At 61.0% G+C, this 6831-nt stretch carries 7 protein-coding genes; 1 reads left to right on the forward strand and 6 read right to left on the reverse strand.

The window, feature by feature from the left end:
- Window positions 1-42: 42 nt before the first annotated feature.
- Window positions 43-948: an alpha/beta fold hydrolase gene (locus AB5Y76_RS01560; protein WP_201906422.1), complete on the reverse strand. Its 906-nt coding sequence runs from the start codon at window positions 946-948 to the stop codon at window positions 43-45.
- A 28-nt stretch (window positions 949-976) separates the two neighbouring features.
- Window positions 977-1987, reverse strand: a complete 1011-nt coding sequence (serB, locus tag AB5Y76_RS01565) for a phosphoserine phosphatase SerB (protein WP_263718804.1) — start codon at window positions 1985-1987, stop codon at window positions 977-979.
- A 120-nt stretch (window positions 1988-2107) separates the two neighbouring features.
- Between serB and AB5Y76_RS01570 the strand changes: the two genes are divergently transcribed.
- Window positions 2108-2728 (forward strand): YtjB family periplasmic protein, encoded by a 621-nt coding sequence (locus AB5Y76_RS01570; protein ID WP_005348965.1) that lies wholly within the window; start codon window positions 2108-2110, stop codon window positions 2726-2728.
- A 67-nt stretch (window positions 2729-2795) separates the two neighbouring features.
- Here AB5Y76_RS01570 and deoD read toward each other — a convergent pair whose 3' ends face one another.
- The 4 genes from deoD to deoC form a co-directional block, all read right to left on the reverse strand.
- Window positions 2796-3512 (reverse strand): purine-nucleoside phosphorylase, encoded by a 717-nt coding sequence (gene deoD / locus AB5Y76_RS01575; RefSeq protein ID WP_005340471.1) that lies wholly within the window; start codon window positions 3510-3512, stop codon window positions 2796-2798.
- A 76-nt stretch (window positions 3513-3588) separates the two neighbouring features.
- On the reverse strand, window positions 3589-4797 hold the full coding sequence (locus AB5Y76_RS01580; protein WP_021230981.1) for a phosphopentomutase: 1209 nt from the start codon (window positions 4795-4797) through the stop codon (window positions 3589-3591).
- A 14-nt stretch (window positions 4798-4811) separates the two neighbouring features.
- Window positions 4812-6143: a thymidine phosphorylase gene (deoA, locus tag AB5Y76_RS01585; RefSeq protein WP_368177653.1), complete on the reverse strand. Its 1332-nt coding sequence runs from the start codon at window positions 6141-6143 to the stop codon at window positions 4812-4814.
- A 109-nt stretch (window positions 6144-6252) separates the two neighbouring features.
- A partial coding sequence (gene deoC, locus AB5Y76_RS01590; protein WP_263719296.1) for a deoxyribose-phosphate aldolase occupies window positions 6253-6831 on the reverse strand: 579 nt, incomplete at its 5' end.

A 6831-nucleotide genomic window follows, 5' to 3' on the forward strand; every position in this document is an offset into this window, starting at 1 on the left:
AGACAAAAATGAAACAGGGCGCTCGAGGCGCCCTGTTTTTTGTCATACCGCCTGCGGATTGAGCAACCAGTCGAGGATCTGGGGAAAGTGATCCTCCTGGGCCTGCGGGGCGGTCAGCATATTGATGTGGTCATAATCGAGGCGGTTGCCGTTGTCCCGCCCCAATCGGGTGTGACGTGTGGCCGAACCCATCTCGTCGCTGAAGCGGCGCACATCGGTCGGGTGACCCAGCACCTTGTCCGCTTTGGCCGAAATCATCCAGAGCGGTGGCCAGTTGACCCGTGCCGCCGCCTCGTCATAGGCAAAACCGTCGTGAGGATCCTGCCAGGGGCCGCACTTGACCCAGGGGATGGTCTCCTGCAGATAGCGCAGCGGCTCGTCGTCAGCACCGATCTTCAGAGTACGAGCCGCCAGAAAACCACGGCGGCGAGCCAGCCAGGGGGCCAGCCGATTCCAGATCAGATCCACCTTCAGCCAGCGTTCGGGATTGTGCACCGACACACCGCGCTTGGTGCCAAAAAACAGCAGGCTGGCCACCTGATCCGCCAGCTCGGGAAAGCGCACCAGGGTCGAGGCCATGATGACACCGCCCCAGGAGTGGGCCACCCAGTGCACCTTGAAGCCATGATGGCGCTCGGCAATCCAGCGGTGCAGGGCGGGCAGATCCTCGGTAATCAGCTCATGCTGACCGTGCTCCGCCTGCTCGGCGATGGCAGGAGTGCTGAGCCCCCGCCCCCGCAAATCAGCCACATAGACCTGATAACCGTGGCGGGCCAGAAAGCAGGCCAACCCCTTGCCCGATTCGGTATAGAAGATCCGCCCGTTCTCGATGGCGCCGTGCACCATCAGTATCGGCTCGCCATGCACGGCGACCCGGGGTTTGATGTGGCGAACATGCAATTGATGGCCACCACAGGGGATAAACAGAGACTGCTGCAACAATTCCATTTTTATTAGTTTCCTCCTTGAAACACTGTCAGCGCTTGTCCCAACGTTGCTCGCTGCAGGCCCGCGCCGCCAGCAGGCAGATCACCCCCTCCAGATCGTGATGATTGAGGGTGGCCGCCGCCTGCGCCCGCACCAGCGGCTTGGCGTGAATGGCGATGCCAAGGCCCGCGCTCCCCATCATTTTGAGATCGTTGGCACCATCGCCGATGGCCACGGTCTGGGCGGCAGCAATGCCGTACTCCTGAGCAAGCTGCTGCAACACCTCGGCCTTGACGCTGGCATCAACAATGCGCCCGCTCACCTTGCCGGTCAGCTGACCCCCTTCCACCGCCAGCTCGTTGGCGAAGATGGCGTCGAGCCCCAGATCGCGCTGCAACTGGCCAGCAAAACGGGTAAAACCGCCGGAGGCGATGGCAACACGCCACCCCGCCTGTTTGAGGGTATCGACCATCAGCTGCAAGCCCGGCATCCAGGGCATCCATGCCGCCACCTCGTCGAGAATGGTGACCGGCGCGCCTGCCAGAAGGGCCACCCGATTGCGCAGGCTGTCGGAAAACTCCAGCTTGCCCTGCATCGCCGCGGCCGTCACTGCCGCCACCTGCTCGCCAACCCCGGCAAGGCGGGCTATCTCGTCTATACACTCGATGCGGATCGCGGTGGAGTCCATATCCATCACCAGCAGGCCGGGCTCGTTCAGGGTCGGTAGCGCGGGCAGATGGCAGAGATCGATCTCCCACTCACCGCTCTTGAGCTCGGCCACCAGCTCGGCAGAGAAGCGATCGCAGCCAAGCAGCAGCAGCGGTACGCCCGCCACCTCGGTGGGAGGATAGAGGGTGGCCGCCAACTCCTGTGCAGCCAACAGTGGCGACAGACGCGCCAGATGGGAGGCGCCCAGCCCCTTGCCAAACAGCACCAACCAGCCGCCAGCCAGCGGAGTCTCTGTCGGTTGCAACGCATCTGCACTGAGCTGCCAACAGGGTGAGCCGGACAACAACGCGGGCCAATAGGATAACAGAGGGGGGAGCCGGGACAACAACATAAGGGATACGCCTTCCTTGGTGATCAGGGGGTTAACAATGCTGGCCCAGAGTAGCGTATTGCTTTTTGTACAGGCAAGCGCCAAGATCCCGCCACTCCTTGTTACCATGAGGTCTCGCGCTTGCAGCGTCATCTTCCCATCAAACGTGTTCTCAGCCTGGGTGCCGGTATCCTGCTCGGATGCTGGGTGCTCGGTGTGCTCATCCATATGCAGGGTGAAAGCCAGGCCTCGCTGCACAGCGAAGCGCGCAACCGGGCACAGGCGCTGGTCGCCTATGCTGCCCGCGACATGAAACGCTGGATCAAGGAGGAGAAGAGCAGCGAGCTGGAGCGGCTGGCGCGGGATCTGGCGGCGGAGCCGGAGATCCTCGATGCCACCCTCTACGACGGACGCGGCATTCCCCTCGCCCAATCGGAGCAGGCGGTGCCGCTGGAGAGCCTGCTGCCCATCGGCAGCGATAACAAGTCACTGCCGGAGCAGGGCAAGGGGCGGATCCAGTTCGTGCAGGAGATCCGGGATGGCGAGCAGACCATCGGCTTCCTGCGTATCACCCTGGAAGAGCAGCAGATGCTGGCAGACAAGGACACCCGGCTCAAGGTGGTGCAGGAGAAACAGCGCCTGATGTTGCTGGTCGCCCTGCTGGCCGGGGTGCTCATCTCCTACGGCGTGCGCCGCAACTACATGCGGGTGCGCAAGCACAAGAAAAAGAGTACGCCCCCCGCGCCACCTCCGGAAAATTGATGGCGCAACCAGTGAGCAGATACAAAAACGGCGGCCAGAAGGCCGCCGTTTGTTATTCGCAAGGGAATTACTTGTCGCCCAGCAGGACGGAATCCAGTGCGATTTCGATCATGTCGTTGAAGGTCAGCTGACGCTCTTCAGAGGTGGTCTGCTCACCGGTACGGATATGGTCAGAGACGGTGCAGATGGTCAGCGCCTTGGCACCGTACTCTGCGGCCACGCCGTAGATACCGGCGGCTTCCATCTCGACACCCAGGATGCCGTATTTTTCCATGACGTCGAACATGGAGGGGTCCGGAGTGTAGAACAGGTCGGCGGAGAAGATGTTACCCACACGCACGGCAACGCCCTTGTTCTTGGCGGCCTGTACGGCATTGGCAACCAGGTCGAAGTCGGCGATGGCAGCGAAGTCGTGATCCTTGAAGCGCAGACGGTTTACTTTGGAGTCGGTGCAGGCACCCATACCGATCACCACGTCACGCAGTTTCACGTCTTCACGCACTGCGCCACAGGAGCCCACGCGGATCAGGGTCTTCACACCGTAATCGGTGATCAGCTCTTTGGCGTAGATGGAGCAGGACGGAATACCCATGCCATGACCCATGACGGAGATACGACGGCCCTTGTAGGTACCGGTAAAGCCGAACATGTTGCGCACGTCGCAGATCTGCTCAACGTTCTCCAGGAAAGTTTCAGCGATGTACTTGGCACGCAGGGGGTCGCCCGGCATCAGCACGGTATCAGCAAAGGCGCCATCTTTCGCATTGATATGAGGAGTTGCCATTCTCTTGATTCCTTCACACTAGGTTGAGTTTTATTGTTTTATAAATTGCCCGCCGCCGAAGTGGCGGGCGGGTAAATTACAGGAAGCTGGTACCGTACGCCAGTTTCGGCAGGCCGTGGTAAGCCGCGATGCTCTGGCCGATATCAGCAAAGGTCTCGCGACGACCGACGGAGCCAGCCTTGACCGGCTTGCCGAAGAACAGCACCGGAATGTATTCGCGGGTGTGGTCGGTACCACCCCAGGTCGGGTCACAGCCGTGGTCGGCAGTCAGCACCACTACGTCGCCATCTTGCAGCAGCTCAAACAGCTCCGGCAGGCGGGAATCGAAATACTCCAGCGCACCGGCATAACCGGCAACATCACGGCGGTGGCCGTAGGAGGAGTCGAAGTCGACGAAGTTGGTGAAGACGATGGTGTTGTCACCGGCCGCTTTCACCTCTTCCAGCGTGCGATCCCACAACTCGGTCAGACCGGTCCCTTTCACCTGCTTGGTGATGCCCTGCTGGGCATAGATGTCGGCGATCTTGCCGATGGAGACCACCTGACCACCCGCATCTTTCATGTAATCCAGCACGGTCGGCGCCGGCGGCAGCACTGAGTAGTCGTGACGGTTGCCGGTGCGCTTGAAGTTGCCCTTGCCAGTACCTACGAACGGACGCGCAATCACGCGGCCGATGTTGTAAGGCTCCAGCAGCTCGCGCACGATGTGGCACAGCTCATAGAGCTTCTCGAGGCCATAGGTCTCTTCGTGGCAGGCAATCTGGAACACGGAGTCGGCAGAGGTGTAGAGGATCGGCTTGCCGGTCTTCATGTGCTCTTCGCCCAGATCGTCCAGCACCTGGGTACCGGAAGCGTGGCAGTTGCCCAGATAGCCAGGCAGACCAGCCTTCTCGACGATGGCGTCCAGCAGCTCCTGCGGGAAGCTGTTGTGGTGATCCTTGAAGTAGCCCCACTCGAACAGCACGGGCACGCCGGCGATCTCCCAGTGACCGGACGGGGTATCCTTGCCGGAGGAGAGTTCCTGCGCAAAGCCGTAGGCACCGACCACCTCGATATCTTTCTTCAGCCCTTCCGGGAAGTAGCCGGAAGCCTGCTCGCAGGCGTGGCCCAGACCCAGCTTGTTGAGGTTGGGCAGATTGAGGGCACCACGGCCTTCAATTTCACCTGCCGCACACGCCTTGGCGATATGGCCAAGGGTGTTGGCGCCCACATCTCCGAACTTGTCGGCGTCGGCAGCAGCGCCAATACCGAAAGAGTCCATCATCAGAATAAAGGTACGTTTCATGGGTCTTCCCCTTGTTACAAATCGACCAGGGTGATACGGCGGTACACTTCAGGCAGTGCTTCCGGCCGCTCGCCACCAATCCGGACAGCCGCCTGCACCATGCTGGCAGCCTGAGCATATTGCTCTTCAGTCTGAGCGTGGATCATCGCGATCGGCTTGTCAGCATCGACGCTTTGACCCAGGCGGATAAAGTCGGTCAGACCGACCGCATAATCAAGTTTGTCACCGGCAGCGCGGCGACCACCGCCCATGGCGACCACGGCCAGACCCAGCTCGCGGGTATCCATGGCGGTCACGAAACCGCTGTTGGCCGCGAAGACCGGGCGCACGATGGCGGCTTTGGGCAGGTAAGCGTCGTAACGCTCCATAAAATCGGCCGGGCCACCGAGACCAGTCACCATGCGACCGAAGATCTCGGCCGCCTTGCCATTATCCAGCACCGCTTGCAGCTTGGTGCGGGCATCGCGCTCGTCGCTGGCAAGACCGGCGGAGATCAGCATCTCGGCACACAGCGCCATGGTCACTTCGTGGATCCGCGGGTTGCGGTATTCACCGGTCAGGTAGCGCACAGCTTCACGCACTTCCACCGCGTTACCGGCGCTGGAGGCTAGCACCTGGTTCATATCGGTCAAGAGCGCAGAGGTGCGGCAACCGGCACCGTTGGCCACGGCCACAATGCTCTTGGCCAGCTCTTCGGACGCTTCGAAGGTCGGCATAAAGGCGCCGGAGCCCACTTTCACATCCATCACCAACGCTTCGAGCCCGGAGGCGAGCTTCTTGGAGAGGATGGAGCCGGTGATCATCGCGATCGATTCGACGGTGGCGGTGATGTCCCGTACTGCATAGATACGCTTGTCAGCCGGGGCGAGATCGCCGGTCTGACCGATGATGGCCACGCCAGCCTCTTTCACCACTTTCAGGAAACGATCGTTGTCGACCGAGGTCTGGTAGCCGGGAATGGCGTCCAGCTTGTCGAGAGTACCGCCGGTGTGGCCCAGGCCACGGCCGGAGATCATCGGCACGAAACCGCCGCAGGCAGCGACCATCGGGCCAAGCATCAGGGAAACCACATCACCCACACCGCCGGTGGAGTGCTTGTCGACAATCGGGCCGCCCAGATTGAGGTGATCCCAAGTCAGCACCATGCCGGAGTCGCGCATGGCGCAGGTCAGGGCGACCCGCTCATCCATTGTCATGTCTTTGAAGTAGACCGCCATCGCCAGCGCGGCAATCTGCCCCTCGCCGATGGTGTTATTGGTAATGCCCTGAACGAAGAATTGAATTTCTTGGGTACTGAGCGCTTCACCGTTGCGCTTCTTGCGAATAATTTCTTGAGGCAAAAACATCTTTCATTCCCTCCGCCATTGCTGGCGTTACACAAGCCTGAATCCTTGCCCGCACACCGCATGGTGGGGGCTAACAGGGCGGACAGCAGTCCGCCCTCTCATCAACCTATTAGTAACCGCTGGTGTTGGCCGGCTTGTCGCCATGCCCCAGAGTGGCCAGCAGACTGGCCAGCAGGCTGGATGCACCAAAGCGGAAGGTACGGGCGGATACCCAGTCATTGCCGAGGATCTCTTCGGCCATGGCCAGGTACTGACCGGCAACGGCGGCATCTTTCACGCCACCAGCTGGCTTGAAGCCGACTTTCGGATTCTTGGCCTTGATCACTTCCATCATGATGCGTGCCGCTTCCGGGGTCGCATTGACCGGCACCTTGCCGGTGGAGGTCTTGATGAAGTCGGCACCGGCATCGATACAGATTTCGGAAGCGCGACGGATCAGCGCCTCTTCTTTCAGCTCGCCGGTCTCGATGATCACTTTCAGCAGCACGTTGGCACCGCAGGCCTCTTTACAGGCTTTGACCAGATCAAAACCGATCTGTTCATTGCCAGCCATGAAGGCGCGATACGGGAACACCACGTCCACTTCGTCAGCACCGTAGGCGACAGCGGCACGGGTCTCGGCCACGGCGATCTCGATGTCGTCGTTGCCGTGCGGGAAGTTGGTCACGGTCGCAATGCGTACGTCGGC

The sequence above is a fragment of the Aeromonas sp. R1-2 genome, from assembly GCF_040908505.1.
GTDB classification, from domain to species: Bacteria; Pseudomonadota; Gammaproteobacteria; order Enterobacterales; family Aeromonadaceae; genus Aeromonas; species Aeromonas veronii.

Bases quoted from the DNA above. Each gene is read 5' to 3' on its own strand.
- AB5Y76_RS01560 (WP_201906422.1), bottom strand. From the start codon at position 948: ATGGAATTGTTGCAGCAGTCTCTGTTTATCCCCTGTGGTGGCCATCAA.
- serB (WP_263718804.1), bottom strand. From the start codon at position 1,987: ATGTTGTTGTCCCGGCTCCCCCCTCTGTTATCCTATTGGCCCGCGTTG.
- deoD (WP_005340471.1), bottom strand. From the start codon at position 3,512: ATGGCAACTCCTCATATCAATGCGAAAGATGGCGCCTTTGCTGATACC.
- AB5Y76_RS01580 (WP_021230981.1), bottom strand. From the start codon at position 4,797: ATGAAACGTACCTTTATTCTGATGATGGACTCTTTCGGTATTGGCGCT.
- deoA (WP_368177653.1), bottom strand. From the start codon at position 6,143: ATGTTTTTGCCTCAAGAAATTATTCGCAAGAAGCGCAACGGTGAAGCG.